The organism is Gottfriedia sp. NPDC057948, from assembly GCF_042887255.1.
Taxonomy (GTDB): domain Bacteria; phylum Bacillota; class Bacilli; order Bacillales; family Bacillaceae_G; genus Gottfriedia.
In genome coordinates, this window is the sequence record NZ_JBHVPN010000003.1 from 200670 (window position 1) to 216593 (window position 15924).

16 protein-coding genes are annotated in these 15924 nt (G+C 31.3%); 3 read left to right on the forward strand and 13 right to left on the reverse strand.

The window, feature by feature from the left end; translation table 11 throughout:
- Window positions 1-223: 223 nt before the first annotated feature.
- Together ACFVRR_RS07520 and ACFVRR_RS07525 are read right to left on the reverse strand one after the other, a co-directional pair.
- Window positions 224-988, reverse strand: a complete 765-nt coding sequence (locus ACFVRR_RS07520) for an exodeoxyribonuclease III (protein WP_387326538.1) — start codon at window positions 986-988, stop codon at window positions 224-226.
- Window positions 985-1605, reverse strand: coding sequence for a 3'-5' exonuclease (locus ACFVRR_RS07525; RefSeq protein WP_387326541.1), 621 nt, complete (start codon window positions 1603-1605; stop codon window positions 985-987). Before ACFVRR_RS07525 ends, ACFVRR_RS07520 begins: the two co-directional genes overlap by 4 nt.
- Before the next feature lie 161 nt (window positions 1606-1766).
- Here ACFVRR_RS07525 and ACFVRR_RS07530 point away from each other — a divergent pair, with 161 nt between their 5' ends.
- Together ACFVRR_RS07530 and ACFVRR_RS07535 are read left to right on the forward strand one after the other, a co-directional pair.
- Window positions 1767-2174: a CidA/LrgA family protein gene (locus ACFVRR_RS07530; RefSeq protein WP_387326544.1), complete on the forward strand. Its 408-nt coding sequence runs from the start codon at window positions 1767-1769 to the stop codon at window positions 2172-2174.
- A complete protein-coding gene (locus tag ACFVRR_RS07535; RefSeq protein ID WP_387326546.1) occupies window positions 2161-2850 on the forward strand; it encodes an LrgB family protein in 690 nt (229 codons plus the stop codon). Before ACFVRR_RS07530 ends, ACFVRR_RS07535 begins: the two co-directional genes overlap by 14 nt.
- 129 nt (window positions 2851-2979) lie before the next feature.
- On the opposite strand, the gene ACFVRR_RS07540 is transcribed toward ACFVRR_RS07535, so the two are convergent.
- From ACFVRR_RS07540 to ACFVRR_RS07590, 11 genes are all read right to left on the reverse strand, one after another.
- Window positions 2980-3219: a hypothetical protein gene (locus tag ACFVRR_RS07540; RefSeq protein ID WP_387326549.1), complete on the reverse strand. Its 240-nt coding sequence runs from the start codon at window positions 3217-3219 to the stop codon at window positions 2980-2982.
- 120 nt (window positions 3220-3339) lie between these two features.
- On the reverse strand, window positions 3340-4227 hold the full coding sequence (locus ACFVRR_RS07545; protein ID WP_387326553.1) for a GNAT family N-acetyltransferase: 888 nt from the start codon (window positions 4225-4227) through the stop codon (window positions 3340-3342).
- A 16-nt stretch (window positions 4228-4243) separates the two neighbouring features.
- The gene (locus tag ACFVRR_RS07550; protein WP_387326556.1) at window positions 4244-5473 is read right to left on the reverse strand and encodes an MFS transporter; all 1230 of its coding nucleotides are present in this window, start codon (window positions 5471-5473) and stop codon (window positions 4244-4246) included.
- Window positions 5474-5708: 235 nt separating this feature from the next.
- On the reverse strand, window positions 5709-6323 hold the full coding sequence (locus tag ACFVRR_RS07555; protein ID WP_387326559.1) for a TetR/AcrR family transcriptional regulator: 615 nt from the start codon (window positions 6321-6323) through the stop codon (window positions 5709-5711).
- 173 nt (window positions 6324-6496) lie between these two features.
- Entirely contained in the window at window positions 6497-6808 is a 312-nt protein-coding gene (locus ACFVRR_RS07560; protein ID WP_387326562.1) for an MTH1187 family thiamine-binding protein, read from the reverse strand.
- A 255-nt stretch (window positions 6809-7063) separates the two neighbouring features.
- Entirely contained in the window at window positions 7064-7993 is a 930-nt protein-coding gene (locus ACFVRR_RS07565; RefSeq protein WP_387326565.1) for a D-2-hydroxyacid dehydrogenase, read from the reverse strand.
- A gap of 410 nt (window positions 7994-8403) precedes the next feature.
- The gene (locus tag ACFVRR_RS07570) at window positions 8404-9126 is read right to left on the reverse strand and encodes an amino acid ABC transporter ATP-binding protein (RefSeq protein WP_098428921.1); all 723 of its coding nucleotides are present in this window, start codon (window positions 9124-9126) and stop codon (window positions 8404-8406) included.
- Window positions 9123-9779 (reverse strand): amino acid ABC transporter permease, encoded by a 657-nt coding sequence (locus tag ACFVRR_RS07575; protein WP_387326569.1) that lies wholly within the window; start codon window positions 9777-9779, stop codon window positions 9123-9125. Before ACFVRR_RS07575 ends, ACFVRR_RS07570 begins: the two co-directional genes overlap by 4 nt.
- Window positions 9780-9842: 63 nt before the next feature.
- Window positions 9843-10652 (reverse strand): basic amino acid ABC transporter substrate-binding protein, encoded by an 810-nt coding sequence (locus ACFVRR_RS07580; protein WP_387326572.1) that lies wholly within the window; start codon window positions 10650-10652, stop codon window positions 9843-9845.
- A gap of 306 nt (window positions 10653-10958) precedes the next feature.
- Complete coding sequence (locus ACFVRR_RS07585) at window positions 10959-14039, reverse strand: AAA family ATPase (RefSeq protein ID WP_387326575.1); 3081 nt, start codon at window positions 14037-14039, stop codon at window positions 10959-10961.
- A 2-nt stretch (window positions 14040-14041) separates the two neighbouring features.
- Window positions 14042-15196 (reverse strand): exonuclease SbcCD subunit D, encoded by a 1155-nt coding sequence (locus ACFVRR_RS07590; protein ID WP_387326578.1) that lies wholly within the window; start codon window positions 15194-15196, stop codon window positions 14042-14044.
- A gap of 203 nt (window positions 15197-15399) precedes the next feature.
- Here ACFVRR_RS07590 and ACFVRR_RS07595 point away from each other — a divergent pair, with 203 nt between their 5' ends.
- A complete protein-coding gene (locus tag ACFVRR_RS07595) occupies window positions 15400-15717 on the forward strand; it encodes a thioredoxin family protein (protein ID WP_097978597.1) in 318 nt (105 codons plus the stop codon).
- The last annotated feature ends 207 nt before the right edge of the window (window positions 15718-15924 follow it).

Genomic DNA, 15924 nt, shown 5'->3' on the forward strand with positions numbered 1-15924 from the left:
AATAGCTTCTCGTTGACTTACTAAATGCCTATATAAAAAAAGAAAGCTCTAAAACCTAAGAGCTTTCAGACTGCCCGCCAAACGTTCGCTTTCTTCGTTGCTTCGCCTGTCTGCGGTGCTCATTACCACCTAAGGGTAACTCCGCTCCTCACCAGGCTTCGCGCCTCGAAAGACAAGCGCTTGCAATCAGTCTGAAAATCAAATTTTTGTACTTTGTCTATATTTAAATGATCGAATCTTCCATCGTTAAAACAACTGGACAATGATCACTTCCTATAATGTGAGAGTGAATTTCTGAATTTATTAATTCATTTTGTAATCTATTTGAAATAATAAAATAATCAATACGCCATCCAATATTTCGTTCTCGGACCTTTGCCATATAAGACCACCAACTATATGAACTTTCTTTTGTTGGATTTAAAAATCGAAAGCTGTCAGTAAAACCACTTTCTAATAATGCTGTCATTTTACCACGCTCTTCTTCCGTAAAGCCAGAATTCGTACGATTTGATTTTGGATTTGCCAAATCGATTTCATTATGTGCGACATTTAAGTCTCCACATAAGATGACAGGTTTTTGTTCATCGAGCTTATTTAAGTAGCTTTTAAAATCATCTTCCCATTTTAATCTTATTGGTAATCTGGCTAAGTCTCGCTGAGAATTTGGCGTATAAACATTTACCATATAAAATTTCTCGAATTCTAAGGTTAATACTCTTCCTTCTTGATCTTCTTCTTTACCATTAAATCCAAAACTAACATTTAATGGTTTATGTTTCGTAAAAATTGCAGTACCAGAATAACCCTTTCTTACTGCAGAATGCCAAAATTGATAATAACCGTCTAATTCCAGAGTTATTTGATCTTCTTGGCACTTTGTTTCTTGTATACAAAATAGATCTGCTTTTTGTTCATTAAAATAATCTAAAAATCCCTTTTGTACACATGCTCTTATTCCGTTTACATTCCAAGATATTAATTTCATACTTTTTTCTCCAATTTACGTTTAGGTTTCGGTTTTACTAATGATGAACGATATTCAAACTGATGAATTTGTCCGTGATAAATTGAAGTTTTCTCATATAACTCTTCGAATGATGAGATTTCATATTCCTTCGTTAAATGAAGAAATATTTTAGCGCAAGCCTCAGCATCAGCTAATGCATGGTGATGATGTTCTAATAAAATACCGAATCGACTTGATAAAGTATCTAATGTATAACGAGATTGTTTTGGCAATACCTTCTTAGCAAGTTGCAGTGAACATAGTAAATTATTTAACGCTGAAGGTATACCATATCTTGATAAATTATCTTTTAATGCATAACCATCAAATGCTAGATTATGTGCTACTAATGTTTTCCCCTCAAGCTTATCTTTAATCGTTTCATAAAATTCTGGGAAAAGGGGTGCATCTTGTACATCTCTTGGCCTAATTCCGTGTACAGAAATATTCATCGAATAAAATTCTTCTTCAGGATTAATTAGAGAGTAAACTTGATCAACAATTACTCCTTCTTCAACAAATACAAAACCGGCAGCACAAATGCTATGTCGATTGTAATTTGCCGTTTCAAAATCGAACGCTACAAATGATTTCATTTTATATAACTTCCTCTATTTATATGATAAAACTATTATAATCTTTTTTATAAAAAGATGCATTTTTATAATAACGAAAAAAGTTCACATTTTCGCCATAATTTATTGTACAATAATAAGATTAATAGTCTATTAGTTAGTAGAATCAAAGGATGTTGAAAATGAATTTTGTAAAAATGATTGTTCAAATAAGCTTTCTTTACTTATTATTTTTTATTGGAAATTTAATTCAGCAACAATTTCATCTAATTATTCCAGGAAGTATTATTGGTATGTTGTTATTATTTTGTTTACTATTTATACCATTCTTTAACGAAAAATGGATTCGATCTGGTAGTAATTTTTTAAGTAAGCACTTAACGCTCTTGTTTATTCCAGCTACTGTAGGAATAATGAATTATTCTTCTATTTTAAATTTTCACGGTTTAATTTCTATAATAATCGTATTAATTAGTACAGCAGTTGTATTTACAATTACCGCAAGCATTAGTTCGTATCTTACTTCGAGAGCCCATAAAAAACAAACAACTGATTTATTAATTGGGAGGGATACGAATGAAGGACATTAAAAGTTTACTATTTATCCTCTTAACCATTTTATGTTATATTCTTGCTAAAAAAATGTACGCTAAATTCACATACTCGTTACTGATTCCGATTGTTACCTCTACTACAGTTATTATCATCATTCTTGTAAATCTTCACATTACCTATGAATCGTATATGCTTGGAGGAAAATGGATTAATTTACTTTTAGGTCCTGCTGTTGTTTCTTTTGCCTATCCATTATACGAGCATCGGGCAACATTAAAGAAACATTGTATGTCGATATTAGTTAGTGTAATGGCTGGAACAATTGTCGGTCTACTTTCAGGTGTATACTTATCTCTATGGCTCGGATTAAAAAAAATCATCCTGCTTTCTTTAGCAGCAAAATCAGTTACGACCCCATTAGCTATGGGAATCACTTCAATGATTGGTGGTATTCCATCTTTAACGGTTGTATATGTAATGATTGCCGGTATTTCAGGATCAATGTTTGGTCCTGCTATTCTATCAAAACTTAAAATAGACCACCCTGTTGCGATTGGTGCTTCGTATGGAATATCATCACATGGAGTAGGTACTGCAAAAGCAGCAGAATATGGAAAAATTGAACAAGCAATAAGTTCAATAGCAATGACGCTTAGTGCGATATTTGCCTCTATTCTTATCCCATTTTTCATAAAATTAATACTAAAATAAAACTTCCCACAAGGTATTATTTCCCTTGTGGGATATTTTTTGATTTTCACCGATCTGTATTTTTCAAAACAAAAAAAGTGACTCAAAAGTACAATGACCTATGAGACACCAAATTCAATATTTTTTAATTTACCAAGGTCTTCCCCAACCCCATGGACGGCCCCAGCCCCATGGACGATAAAATCCCCAAGGTCTTCCCCAGCCCCAAGGACGGCCCCAACCCCATGGTCTTCCCCATCCCCATGGGCCAAATGCCGCTGCACCAAATAAGAACGGAAAGAAAAATGGGAAAAATCTTTCATCTTCTTGTTGCGGTACCCCAGAATATGGATAATATGGTTGCTCAATTTGTTGACGATAATCATACATTATAAATCACCTCCATACTAACTAATGTACGGAGATTAGCTGATTTAGGAGCAAGGTCATGTATATAGGCAAAAGTACAAATTCTTAAGAGAAGAGTACTGTTTCTCTTTTCTTCTTATCCTAAATCAATTTGTACATTTCATATTGAGCTATTTTTTCTTTCTTAAATTCTAGTTTAGACAAGAAACCTTCAAGACTATTGTTATTTGGTATGGATGTTGAGAAAGATTTTAAATTTAGTTCACTAGCCGCAGATTGCAATAAGTTAGTTGCTATTTTTCGATTTCGGTAAACTTTATCAATTATTAGGAGACTTATTCTACCATTTTCATTAACTGCTAAAGCACCAACATTTTCATCGTTAACTTTAGCTAGAAAATAACTAAAATTAGTTAGTTTTTCTAAATAATCAATGTCATTTTGCCAGTTTATATGATAGTCCCAATTCATAGTTGTTTCTTTGAACGTATTAAAATCAACTTTATTTATTTCTGTGCCAGAATCTAAATGTATTTGGTGTAAATTTGTTAAATCTGATTTAGAAAAATAAGAAAGGTCATAAATCTTTTTGTATCCAAGTTTCTTATAAAAGTTAATTGCTCGATCATTTCCAACTATTACTTCAAGGAATAATTGTTTACATCCGTTTTTCTCTGCTTCCTCTTTATGCAGTTCAAATAATTTTTGGCTAACTCCTAATCCCCTATAATCTGGACTAATAGCCAAAGTTCCACATCGCATTGTTTTAATTGTTTCATACTTTTTAATACCGCCTAAAATCACACCTACCGCTTCATTTTCATAAATTGCTACGAATGAGTGCTCCGGTTTGTTACCTTCTGGACCAAAAAACAAATTTACAAACTGTTCCTTAGAATAATTGAATTTAACGATATAATCTGAAAAACCGATCGAAAATGCTTGATAAGCTAATTCAACGTCTACTTCGCTACATCTAGAATAATTTATTTTTTCTACCTCAATATTCTTCTTCAAATTTGTTTCCATATAATCACGTCCTTTTTTATTTAGAAATGATGAGTTCATTTTCATTTTCTTGAATTTGATCATAATTAAAATCAAATTTTTTCTTAAATAATAAGTAACTGGTTACACTTAAAATCATAATGATTAGACTACCATGAAACAACCAAACAAGATGTGGCATTGATAAAACTGATAATAATGGTGATGCCGCTACAAAACCGATTGTAAAACCAACCCTATTTAACAAATTTGCGACTCCGAAGATTCTACCTCTTATGGAATTATCGTTTTTTTGAATCATTGTTGAAAAATAAGTACCTGCAGCATTATCAAAAAAGCCAGTAAAAAATGCGAAGAAAAATACGATCCATAAAATTTGATTCGATAAAAATAAAATGAAGCCGATTGATGTTAAAACTGAAGTTCCGTAATACATAAATAGATAATGTTTTTTTAACCAAGATACCTTAGGAATTAACCAAGTGGAAAGGATTCCTCCAATACCCCAAGTTCCCCAAATAAGTCCTTGGTAAAATGTTGCATGTTCTGTGCTAATTTTTTCTGCTAATATTGGTACTCCGACATTATGAGAGCTTGCTGAGAATGTTTGAAATAGAAATACAATGAATACAAATACTAATAGCGGTTTGATTAGCACATAAGTTTTTACTTCTTTCAAATCATTAAATAGTTGTTTCCATTGATTGTTATCACCTTTTTTAACCGTATTTTCCCATTTATAAAAGATTAGAACAAAAGCGGATAAGAAATAGGAAAGGGCATCTATTCCAATGATTACACGATAATCTACAACCGTTGATAAGAATGCTGATCCTAAAAATCCAATAACCATACTAATTGCAGCAAGGCGTGAAATAAAAGCATTTATTTTTAAAATATTTTCTTCACCAAATATTTGAGGTAAATCTGCACTAAAGCTGACTGAAAAAAAGCTTCCTAATGCACCAATGATAAATGCTACAGTTGCAAACATTAAAGGTGAAGGGAAAATACATAAGGTAAGAATACTTATTCCTCTAGTAATATCGCTAAATATCATTAGCTTTCTTCTATTATATCGATCGGCAAATACACCAGAAAATAAACTTGTTAAAATCCCTCCACAAACTCGAAGGGCTAAAACCGCAGCCAGCCATGATGTACTTTTCGTCATCGAGTAGATCACTGCATTCATTACTACTAATTCCATCATACTACCAATATCCGAGAACGCCTTTGTATATAAAAAATAGACTTTCTTTCCCATTATAATCCCTTCATTCTACCAAAATAAAAAAATTACATACTTATTAATACATAGACAAACAAATAATTCTAATTTGGACGGAATTCATCGTGATTCCTCCTTTCCAATTAAAACTGACTATTAAGTTTATTTTATTCTATGATTAGTGTATGTTGTTTGCTTTATTTTTAACATAAAAAATTTTCTGAATTTAAAGTTTTAGGTAGGAAAGTTTTCACCTTCACTACCATAAGCTTTAATTTTGAACTATATAAGACATAATCATTTCTTCTGCGGCTTTAAATTGTGCTTTGTAAATTTCATCTTCTTCTACAACTGAATAATGTAAGCAAATGCCATCTATATTAGCCCAAAACAAACTCGAAATAATATCAGGATCGATTGTTTTCTTAAACTCACCAGATGCTATTCCTTGTTTAATAATTTCACTTAAAAATAACCGGTATTGATCTTTGTACCTTTCAATCATAATGGCTTGTAGATTTTCATGCCTAGCTGAATTAATCCAAAACTCCATATGGACCCTAATCATATTTCGCCATTTTTCTGTTAAAGAAATTTCACTATACATTTGAAATAACTCTTTTAACTTATCTTTTGATGAACTAATATTTTGAAATCGTTGATTAATTTTTTCAAATGTTTGGACTGTTCTTTCTTGCATTAACGTTAAATAGAGCTCTTCTTTACTTTTAAAATAATTATAAATTAGCCCTTTACTCGTTTTAGAATATGCAACTATATCATCCATTGTTGTCGTATGATATCCCTTTTCTCCAAAACATTTTAAAGCACTTTCAAGAAGACTCTCTCTTTTGCGTTCTTTGTAATCATCTGAGACTTTTGGCATTGAACACATTCCTTTACTCAATAAATATATTTAAACTGACTGATTAGTTTAGTTTATCAACTAAATTTTGGAATTTCAAGAAAATATTCGAAATAATCACACGATTATTTTCAAATCACAAAAAAAGTGACGATAAGTCGTTATACTTATCAAGTCACTTTATCAAGTCAATATTAGTTTTGTTCAAGTCTTGCTTGAACAGAAGCTAACTTACCTTCCATTGTACTCTTCTTATCGCGACGATCATCAATTCGAATAGTCGTTGCAACTCTTGAAATTCCATTTTCAAATGGTACCTCATGCATTTCTTGTACAACTTTTAATAATAACGGTAATTCGCCTTCAATAATTGTATTCATAGGTGTAAGTTGGAATTTCACTTCGCCATTATACTTTTCTAAAACTTTATGTATATTTGCTACATATGCACTTACACTAGGTGTTTCTGTGCCAATTGGTACGATTGAAACGTCAATAATTGCCATTTTTTGTATTCTCCTTATTTATCAATTTGTTACTTGTCTATCCTAACATGTTTGTGATAATAATGAAAACTCGACGATTGGCGAGCTTTCAGGCGAAGACAGAGGCGTAGTTTCACTTATACTTAGTTCCTAAAATTTGCAGGCAACGTCGAGTTCCCTTCAGCAAATTTATAATTTCTAAATGTGAAATGATAAATTTAGCTATTCATCTCCTGGCAAGCCATAGGTAAATAATCCCCATTCTACATCATAAAATTAATATCCCTTTTCAATCTTCACTATATTTCTTAGTTTTTCGTTATTTTCTATTGTTGAAAGTGTATTGACAAAACACTTAACACCATCATTTGGTAAAGTAACTGCCGAAATATGTGGTGTTATTTTTACATTAGGCATTTGCCATAATTCAGAATCGGCTGGAAGTGGTTCAACAGCAAAAACATCTAAAATAGCTTTTCTAATATACCCATTATTCAAAGCTTCCTTTAAAGAGTCCTCACATACAGTTGCTCCTCTACCAACATTTATAAACCCTACATTATTTAACTGTTTAAATGTACTCATATCTAATATATTTTTAGTTTCATTCGTAGAGGGAAGAACACTAATAATCCATTCTGTATGATCTAAAATTGTAGATGCTTCTTGGAATGGTACTATTTTTTCAAAATATTGTTTTTGATTACCACTCATAGAAACTCCATACACCTTCATTCCTAAGCTTGATAAAACTTTACCAATATGTCCGCCAATTTCTCCTGTACCATAAATGACGACTTTTTGGTCTTCTAAAGATTTTGGGATATGAAATTCCCACTTATTTTCACTCTGTAAATTTGAAAATTGTTCATGTAATTGTGAATCCTGAAGTATGTAACTTAAACAATATTGACTCATTTTTGGACCAAAAACATCAATTGTTCGCGTTAAAAGCACATCATTTTTCCATTTAATTTTCATGAAACTATCTACGCCCGCTGCTAATGAATGGACCCACTTTATGTTTCCAAATTCAAAATTTGGTGTTGGACGAAAACCAACAAATGTATCAGCCCACTCATAATCCTCTTTTGTTACTTCATCTTCAGGTAAAAAACGAAACTCTTTTGATAGATTATGTGATTCAATTAGGTCTTTTAGCTTATGATGAATTCGGCTAGTCACTAGTATTCTTTGAATTTCCATTGTCCTACACTCCTTTTTTTGTCATAAATAAATTTTAGCATAATTTTCCGAAAAGAATGAAAAGAAAACACTTATAGTAATATAATAGATTTTCGTAACCTTTTCTCTCCAATCTAAAGGTGGTTCTAGATGACCTATTGGTTCTTTTCAACTCATAATTAGTTAGTTTTTATCAACTTTCTAAGTGATTTAGAAAGAATAAAACGATATTTGCTAGATTTCCATTTAAAATAATCTACTATAGTATAGAAACTACGTCTTAATACCCTAACTGGTACGGGTAATTTTTAACTTTATTTGCTGTTCACTTAGATTTCTTTGCAGCTCAGACTGAATACCAAATCTACTTTGACATAAAAAAAGAGGTTCCCTTAAAAAGTCGGGACAACCTCATCTGTTTACTATCTTCCTTATAATACTTTACTTAAGAAACTTTTCGTGCGCTCGTGTTTTGGGAAATCAAATATTTGCACGGGACTGTTTTCTTCTACTATGTAACCTTGATCCATAAAGATTACGCGATCACCAACTTCACGAGCAAATCCCATTTCGTGTGTAACAATGACCATTGTCATTCCTTCTTTAGCAAGTTGCTTCATAACCTCTAAAACTTCACCAACCATTTCGGGATCTAGAGCCGATGTAGGTTCGTCGAATAACATAATTTTTGGTTCCATTGCAAGTGCTCTTGCGATCGCAACACGTTGTTTTTGTCCTCCAGATAATGAGTCAGGATATACATTTGCTTTATCTGAAAGCCCTACTTTTTTTAATAGTTCAAGTGCTTTCGTTTTAGCAAAATCATTCGCTCGATTTCTTACTTTTTTAGGTGCTAGAGTAATATTTTCTAAAACTGTTAAATGTGGAAAGAGATTAAAATGTTGGAATACCATGCCTACTTCGGTACGAATTTTATTTATATTTGTTTTTTTATCTGTAAGATCGACGTCTTCGATAAAAACTTTACCCGCTGTTATTGTTTCTAACATATTTAAACATCGAAGAAAGGTTGACTTACCAGAACCAGAAGGACCGATTACAACGCATACTTCACGTGGTTGAATTGTAATGTTGATATCTTTCAATACTTCTAGCGAACCAAATGATTTTTTTAATTTTTCTACTTTAATCATCCCGTAGTCAACCTTCTTTCAATCCGATTTAATACAAAGCTTAATGTTAATGTTAAGATTAAATAGATTACTGCAGCAGAAATGTACGGCTCCCACACTTTATAATATTGCCCCTGCATTGCTCTACTCCAATACATAAGCTCAGGTGCAGCAATAATAGCTGCAATTGAAGATTCCTTAATTAAGACAATAAATTCGTTTCCAAGTGGAGGGATCATACGTTTTAAAGCTTGAGGTAAAATAACATGTTTCATAGCTTGTACATGCGTCATTCCTAAGGAACGAGAAGCCTCCATTTGCCCCTTATCGATTGATTGAATCCCAGCACGAAAGATTTCAGCAATATAAGCTGCTGCATTTAATGATAGTGCAATGATTGCTGCCGCTATTGCGTTTGTCTCTCCTATAAAATACGGAACTACCCCAAAGTGAATTAATAAAATTTGTACAAATAACGGTGTGCCTCTAAAAAAATTGATATACCAAACAAAAGGTAATGCTAACCATTTATTTGATTGCATTTTTCCTAATCCAATAAATAATCCAATTATTGTACCTAAAAATATTCCTGCAAAAGATAAGCCAATTGTTAATACAGTTCCTTTAAGGAAAAACGGTATGTATTCTTTTACAATTCCAAAATCAAATCCCATTTCTTTTCCCCCATTTAGATAAAATTGCGTAACACAAATGCCTGTTACGCAATTTTTAATTTCCTATTTATTTTCTTCTGCTTTTAATGTTTCAAGATCTGGCTCTGATCCAAAATGCTCTTTATAAATTTTTTCATAAGTACCATTGTTTACTACTTCTTTAATTGCTTTATCAAGTTTACCTTTTAATTTACTTCCATCTTGAAGTAATAGGCCATAGTATTCAGGTTCAAAGCTATTTTTATCATCAATAACAACTAGCTTTTTATCTGGATTATTTTTTGCATATGCTTCAAGAACACCATTGTCCGCAACTACTGCATCAGCTCCTCCACTAAGAAGCTCTAAAATTGCTAAATTGTTATTTTCGAATTTTTTAAGATTTTTATTGTTTTTACCAAACATTTTTTCAACAGCTTCTTGGCCTGTTGTACCATTTTGCACTGCTACAACCTTCCCCTTCAAATCTGCGGCTGATTTAATACTACTACCTTCTGGAACTAGAATTTTATTAATCGAAAGAAAATAAGGAGTTGTAAAATCATATGTTTTCTCACGATCTGCATTGATTGAAATAGAAGACATACCAATATCAGCAGTTTTGCCACCAATTTCAGCAAATAATGGGTCCCATCCAGTATTCACAATTTTGATATTTACCCCAGCTTCTTTCGCAACTGCATTTGTAAAATCAACATCGAATCCTACTATTTTACCGTTATCAAGATATTCAAAAGGCGCATAGGCAGCATCAGTAACAACTCGTAATGGTTTGTCTGCTGTTCCGCTTGTTTTCGTATCCTTACCACAACCCGATAAAATTAGAGCCGTCGTCACAGCAAATGCAAACGATAGTTTTTTAACCTTTTTCATTTTAATACCCCCAATTAATTTTGATTTATGTAAGTAAATTTCTGATTAGATTAAATATATTGAAAATTTAATATATTTAGATTTTTAATCATTATATCTATTCTTGTTTAAATATGCAATACTATGTCATTTTTTGCCAATTCCCTCCATTCAACAGGTTAATTCAAAGGATTATTAAAATAAGATATTATATTATTAATGTATTTATAGATAACTATATTTCATTCAAAAAAATTCTAGTCGAACTCTTTTTAGTAAAAATAAAAAACCGGAAACATTCGCTTAGTTTCCGGTTCTCTTACAGCTTTATTTAATTAAAATTGATAACTCTGAATATCCCTTGTTCGTTTTATGAACTTCAATTACTGCTGGCATTGCATCCTTTACATCTTGCACATGAGAAATAACGCCAATTAAACGTCCAGATTTCTGAAGTTGAATAAGTGTATCAATTGCTTTTGATAATAATTCATCATCTAGTGATCCAAATCCCTCATCTATAAACAACGTATCAATTGATACGCCACCTTTATGTGCTTGAATAATATCTGCCATTCCTAATGCTAAACAAAGTGATGCATTAAACTGCTCTCCACCAGATAATGTTTTTACATCCCTAGCAAGGCCCGTATAGGAATCATATACTTCCAATCCTAAACCACTTTGTTTCCTACCTTTTTCAACTGCATCTTTTCGTTGCAATTGAAATTGGCCATTTGATAAATGATCAAGTCGAATATTTGCCGATTCAATAATTTGCTCAAAATAATCCAATAAGACATATCGTTCAAACGAAATCATTTTATCATTATCGCCTTTTGTAACTTTATATAAATCAGTTAAACCTGCTAATTTTTGTTCAGTTTTTACAAAATCCTCTTGATAAATTTGTAGGTCAATTTTCAATTGACTTAATCGCTTATTTAATTCTTGAATACGAATCATCTCATTAACGATCGCGTCTAAATGCTGAGTAATTTCTTGTACCTTCATTTTAAGTTCACTTACTTCAATTTTTTCCATCGATTGAACTTGTTTTTCAAGCAACTCTTTTTCAGTACTTAATCTTTGAAGATTTTCTTCAAAAATTGATAAATCATTTCGATATTGATCAATCATTCGAATATAATCAATTGCACTTATAAACTCTGATTCACCATTAAACTCGTACTCAGCTATTTTTTCATGATAAAGAATCGTTGTTGAGCGGGTCTCTTCATTTAATTTTAAAACTTCTTTTTCGAGATGAGTACGAGTAGTCTCTTTAACCGTCTTCTGTTCAGTTAGGATTCTATATTCTTCTTCAATTTTTGAAATTTTTGCTTTTAATATTGCTATATTTTTTTCAATATCATTTTTTTCCAATTGCCATTTCTCAAGAGTTCTCAAAGATTCCGGTAATTTTGATTCAATTTGTACAATCTGAATTTTTAATTCATTTAATTCATTCGTAAACTTATTCATTGCTTCAGTTTTCTCAGTAACTTTTACGGTTAAATCCCTAATTAATTGTTCTTTTGTTTTTATTACATTATTAATCTTTTCGAAAGTAGCTTTTTTCTCAGTCAGATTTTTTAAGTTTGATTCATTTTCATTAAACTCATTAGCAAGAGCTTTAAGACCTTCATTTGTAAAATCAAATTGTCCATGCTCCTCAAAAAATGATTGTTCATCAATTTTTAATGAGTTTTCCTTACTTTTAATTTCCCCCTGAATTGTTGCTAGTTCAGTCTGGAATTGATTTACATGTATTTTCAATTTTTCTGCTTCTTCTTCATTAACAGTCCCATTAAATTTAGCAAGTGATGGGTGATGTGTGCTTCCACAAACTGGACAATGCTCTTGATCTTTTAAATCTTTCGCTAAAAAAGCGGCTTTTTGCTGATGCATTTCACTTTCAATTCTGTCCAATTCATTTTTTAGCTTAACATGGTCTAAATTTTTTATTTGATATTCATTTTGTTTTTGCTCTAATTCTTTTTTTGCAAAAAAGATTCGTTTAGCAAACCCACCTTTTAGTGAGATTTCCTTGTTTAATAAGGAGAGTTTTGCCCATTGATCATGAACACCTTCTAAATCATTTAGTTGTTGTTTTAATTGATTTAATTCTTCGTTCTCTTTCTTTAAACCCTCTTGTAATGTCTTTTCTTCATTTTCGAATAATAGGATCTGCTTTGACTTGTTTTGAAACGCTACTTTATGATTTTGAAATTGATCGATATCTTCTTTTAACACTAATAAATGACTCAATTGGCTTTCTAAGCTACCTAATTTTTTTTGCTCTTCAGGTAATGTAGCGACTTCCGCAGAGATTTTTTCAATTTTAATAAGTGTTTCTTTTAAACTTTCTATTTCGAATAATAATTTATCGTTCGTTACTTGAAGTGAATTTTTTAATTTCTCAAGTTCAGTTTTTATAGGCAATACTTTTTCAGCATTTGTGGCTAATTTTATTTTTACTTTTTTATCTTCTATTTCTACCTCTTGACCTTTTAACATGGTTAATAATTCAATTACTTCATGTAGTCGTTCAATATTTTTATTATGGGCCTCTGCTGAAAATAGCTTTTGCTGATTAACTTCTAATTGTGATTTTTGGATTTTCTCATTTTCTTCAAGTCTTTTTAAATCATCCATTATACTTACTATATGTTCAGTCAAAATCTCATTAACAATATGAAGATTAATTTGAGAATCGTCGGCAATTTGAATTCCTTTTTCGCTTAACAATTTTTCAATCACTTCTAATTTAATAACGATTTTCTGCTTTAAATTAGTAAATTTACTTTCAATGTTTTTTCGAGCTAAATTTAGAGTTTCAGTTACTTTTTCAAATAGTTCAGTTCTGAAAATTTTCCGCAAAATTTCTTCCTTTTCTTTTGTATCCGAAACTAATAATTTTCGAAATTCACCTTGAGGAAGTAATACAATTTGTTTGAATTGATCTGCATTAATCCCTAATAATTCTTCTACTTTTTTATTCACGATTGAAGTTTTGTTAAATTCCTGGCAATAAGGTACTTTTTCTTCATTCTCAATTTTATAAAACTCGATTTTATCGCCTGTAATACCTTTATTTTGTTTCTTTTGATGACCTTTTTGTCTAAAAATATTATAATGGTTTCCTTTTAATTCAAATGTTAATTCAACACTAGTATAAAGATCGTCATCTGCAAAATGACTTCGAAGCAATGTTTGGTCATTCCTATTTTCACCGCTCGCCTCACCAAAAAGAGCAAAACAAATCCCGTCAAATATTGTTGTTTTACCTGCACCGGTTGGACCAGTTATTGCAAATAGTCCTTTTTCGTTTAGTCGACTAAAGTCAACATTTACCTTATCCTTGTAAGGTCCAAAAGCGTGAAGTACTACTTTTAATGGCTTCAAATCTATTCCTCCCTTACAAAGATTTCTTGAATAATCTCTTTCATATATTGTTCATCTTCATTTTTCAAATCTTCATTTTTCATTTCTTTATAAAAAGATTGGAACAACTCAAGTTGATTTTTTGATTGTTTTTCCACTAAACTAAGTTGATTTGTTTTATCTGTTTGTAATGTTGTTCGCTTTCGACTAACATGCATCGCATTTGGATAAACTGTTCTGATTTGCTCCATCGGATGAACGACCATATGCTCATCAGTTAATTTTACAAATACATAATCATCATTTACAGAATGCTGTCTGATTTCCTCAATCGTTCCTTCGATCGATCTTAAATCTCGTTTTGGATGAAAATCTTTCTTAACTACTGATAGCTCACCGTCAGCTTTTAATTCAACAATTAAGCAGCCTTTTTTATGGTTTTCCTCGGAAAGTGAGTACTTTAAAGGTGATCCAGAATAGCGAATTGATTTGTTTCCTACAAAATGTGCTCGATGTAAATGTCCTAGGGCTGTATAGTTAAAATGTTTAAAATTATGATGTGATACATATTCAGCTCCACCAATAGAGAGTGTACGTTCACCTTCTGTCTCTTCATCTGAAGGCTCTCCATTATTTGTTACAAATGCATGTCCAACAAATACATTTCGTACTGATGGGTCTAATTCTTCATCTCTTATTTTATTTATGATTGCTTTCATAGCGTCATCATGTGAATGAATATCATCGTTTTGTAATATATAACGTACAATACTTGGTTCCGCATATGGAATTAAGTAAAAATGAACTTCACCATCATCATCATTCAATATAACTTTCTTAAATGGTGTTTGAAATTTCCCTACTAAATATAAGCCTTCTTTTTCCATAAAACGGCTACCAAATTCAATTCGTTCAGCACTATCATGATTTCCCGCAATCGCAAGGATGGGCGTATTACATTGAATTACAATTTTATGGAATACTTCATTTAATAGTTCAATCGCCTCAGTTGGAGATATACTTTTATCATATAAATCGCCTGCTATAACAACTGCATCTGGCTTTTCTTCTTTAATTATTGAAATGAATTCATCTAATATAAATCGTTGGTCTTCTGTCATATGTACACCATGTACAATTTTACCAAGGTGCCAATCTGCTGTATGAATAAACTTCATTAAATACACCTCATCATTTTTATTTACTTTCATTGTTACTACATTTATAGAACAACTTTTCTATCTTATATTTTACATCAACATACGAACGTTTGTATGCTTTTTAATCACATTAATTCTAAAAATGCATTATTAAGTTAAAATAATTGAAATACTAATTAATATGATTCAAAATAAACCTATCACAACTTTAGGAGGCAATTATGGAAAAAATAGAAGATGTAAAAAAATACGAGGAAATAATTAAAAGTGAAAAGCCAATCGTGGTGAAGTTTTATGCAACTTGGTGTCCTGATTGTACACGTTTAGATGCTTTTATCGGAGACGTAATTGAAGAGCACCCATCATTTACTTGGTACACAATGGATCGCGATGAATTTCCAGAAATCGCTAGTGAACAACAAGTAATGGGAATTCCAAGTTTACTTGTATTTAAAGATGGCGAAAAAATTGGACACTTACATAGCGCAAATTCAAAAACACCAGAATCAGTTGAAGAATTTTTATCAACTTTTGAGTAATATAAAGTTAGTAAATCTTTATGAGACTGGGATTATCCCTAAAATCTAAATAAAATAAATTAGACCACAAGGTAATTGAGCCTTGTGGTTTTTCATATGCATATCCTATTTTCTAGTTTACTTGTATTTCAATAGGCAATTTGGACTTGATTTATATCATATACATCTCATGAGGTGATGATTTATTGTGCTTAATTTCATTGAAGA

Coding starts and splice junctions, on each gene's coding strand:
- ACFVRR_RS07520 (WP_387326538.1), bottom strand. CDS start 988: ATGAAATTAATATCTTGGAATGTAAACGGAATAAGAGCATGTGTACAA.
- ACFVRR_RS07525 (WP_387326541.1), bottom strand. CDS start 1,605: ATGAAATCATTTGTAGCGTTCGATTTTGAAACGGCAAATTACAATCGA.
- ACFVRR_RS07530 (WP_387326544.1), top strand. CDS start 1,767: ATGAATTTTGTAAAAATGATTGTTCAAATAAGCTTTCTTTACTTATTA.
- ACFVRR_RS07535 (WP_387326546.1), top strand. CDS start 2,161: ATGAAGGACATTAAAAGTTTACTATTTATCCTCTTAACCATTTTATGT.
- ACFVRR_RS07540 (WP_387326549.1), bottom strand. CDS start 3,219: ATGTATGATTATCGTCAACAAATTGAGCAACCATATTATCCATATTCT.
- ACFVRR_RS07545 (WP_387326553.1), bottom strand. CDS start 4,227: ATGGAAACAAATTTGAAGAAGAATATTGAGGTAGAAAAAATAAATTAT.
- ACFVRR_RS07550 (WP_387326556.1), bottom strand. CDS start 5,473: ATGGGAAAGAAAGTCTATTTTTTATATACAAAGGCGTTCTCGGATATT.
- ACFVRR_RS07555 (WP_387326559.1), bottom strand. CDS start 6,323: ATGCCAAAAGTCTCAGATGATTACAAAGAACGCAAAAGAGAGAGTCTT.
- ACFVRR_RS07560 (WP_387326562.1), bottom strand. CDS start 6,808: ATGGCAATTATTGACGTTTCAATCGTACCAATTGGCACAGAAACACCT.
- ACFVRR_RS07565 (WP_387326565.1), bottom strand. CDS start 7,993: ATGGAAATTCAAAGAATACTAGTGACTAGCCGAATTCATCATAAGCTA.
- ACFVRR_RS07570 (WP_098428921.1), bottom strand. CDS start 9,126: ATGATTAAAGTAGAAAAATTAAAAAAATCATTTGGTTCGCTAGAAGTA.
- ACFVRR_RS07575 (WP_387326569.1), bottom strand. CDS start 9,779: ATGGGATTTGATTTTGGAATTGTAAAAGAATACATACCGTTTTTCCTT.
- ACFVRR_RS07580 (WP_387326572.1), bottom strand. CDS start 10,652: ATGAAAAAGGTTAAAAAACTATCGTTTGCATTTGCTGTGACGACGGCT.
- ACFVRR_RS07590 (WP_387326578.1), bottom strand. CDS start 15,196: ATGAAGTTTATTCATACAGCAGATTGGCACCTTGGTAAAATTGTACAT.
- ACFVRR_RS07595 (WP_097978597.1), top strand. CDS start 15,400: ATGGAAAAAATAGAAGATGTAAAAAAATACGAGGAAATAATTAAAAGT.